Origin of the sequence: Yersinia sp. 1252 StPb PI (assembly GCF_048593885.1) — a bacterium.
GTDB lineage: Bacteria > Pseudomonadota > Gammaproteobacteria > Enterobacterales > Enterobacteriaceae > Yersinia > Yersinia enterocolitica_E.
This window is the reverse complement of sequence record NZ_JAZGQE010000397.1, coordinates 1-1,070: the sequence shown is the minus strand read 5'-3', so window position 1 is coordinate 1,070 and position 1,070 is coordinate 1. Positions and strand designations below refer to the sequence as shown.

Below are 1,070 nucleotides of genomic sequence, written 5' to 3'. Positions count from 1 at the left end.
CTATTGAATTCGAATAAACCCAGAGTTTGTAATTAACTCCTTAGCTTTCTGTAAGCCACTATCCGCTACTATAAGAGAAGCCTCTTTTACTACAGCCAAAAGACCAACTACCCTGACCCGCACATTGGAACCTTTATCTGCATAGTCCAAGCTCACATATACCTCGCCTGTAGTACTGGAGTTTACCAAAGCACTACCGTCACTTTTCACTACTGACCCCGGTTCAAGGTCTACTACTAATGTGGAAAATACAACGGCTGTTTTCGAGAATACATCATCCGCAAAATAACTTAAAACGTCACCTTCATTCTTTATTTCTTCGTATGCAGCAATAGTCATTTAGTTAGACCCCTTATATTTTATTTTAATTAGCTCATTGAATTCATTTAAATCATTTTCTTCTTGCCGTGCTGATTTATTAAAATCCTCATGGTCTTCATTCAGCACAACAGCACTGCTTTTCAGGAGATCAGCCTCGCCAAGTTCACCCGATTTAATATCAAACTGTTTTGCGATGAATGCCATTTTGTTTAGCAGTTCCATATCATCAGAGTAATATGTAATTTTGTACTTCTTACTACTTGTTGCCATATGGTTATTCCTTATATTTGTTATAGCACTTTGAAAAGCCCCTTGAAGCTGAATTGAATCGAGATATTAGAGATTGAAATAATTAAACAGGTTAATTTAATCCAACTCAACGACAAGGGACTTTTGAAAGTGTTTGATTGTTACTATTAGAAGATAAGTATCTGAATTAATTGACTACATTTTATTGTAGTGTAGGGCCGAAATAAAAGCCCTACTGCAATCCATGCAATAGAGCCATTATCAAGGAGCACAAACAAACAATAACAAGGAAGTAACAAGAAATCAGATTATCAGAGAAATGCATCTGTAGCAGTGCGGGTGCTGAGGCCACAAGGATTTGTCTACAGATAAACATTGATATGTAATTAAAGTTCGATGGCTATTTCGACTTTGATTAATTTTTAATAATTTAAGGAGAGGAATTCTTATGGCTATAAAGTACGTGGTGTGAACTTTAGTTTTAAATCATTCCCCTATAT

2 protein-coding genes are annotated in these 1,070 nt (G+C 35.7%); both read right to left on the bottom strand.

The window, feature by feature from the left end:
- Positions 1 to 339, bottom strand: coding sequence for a hypothetical protein (locus V2A85_RS23880; protein ID WP_145587929.1), 339 nt, complete (start codon positions 337 to 339; stop codon positions 1 to 3).
- A complete protein-coding gene (locus V2A85_RS23875; protein ID WP_420072579.1) occupies positions 340 to 591 on the bottom strand; it encodes a hypothetical protein in 252 nt (83 codons plus the stop codon).
- Positions 592 to 1,070: the final 479 nt, after the last annotated feature.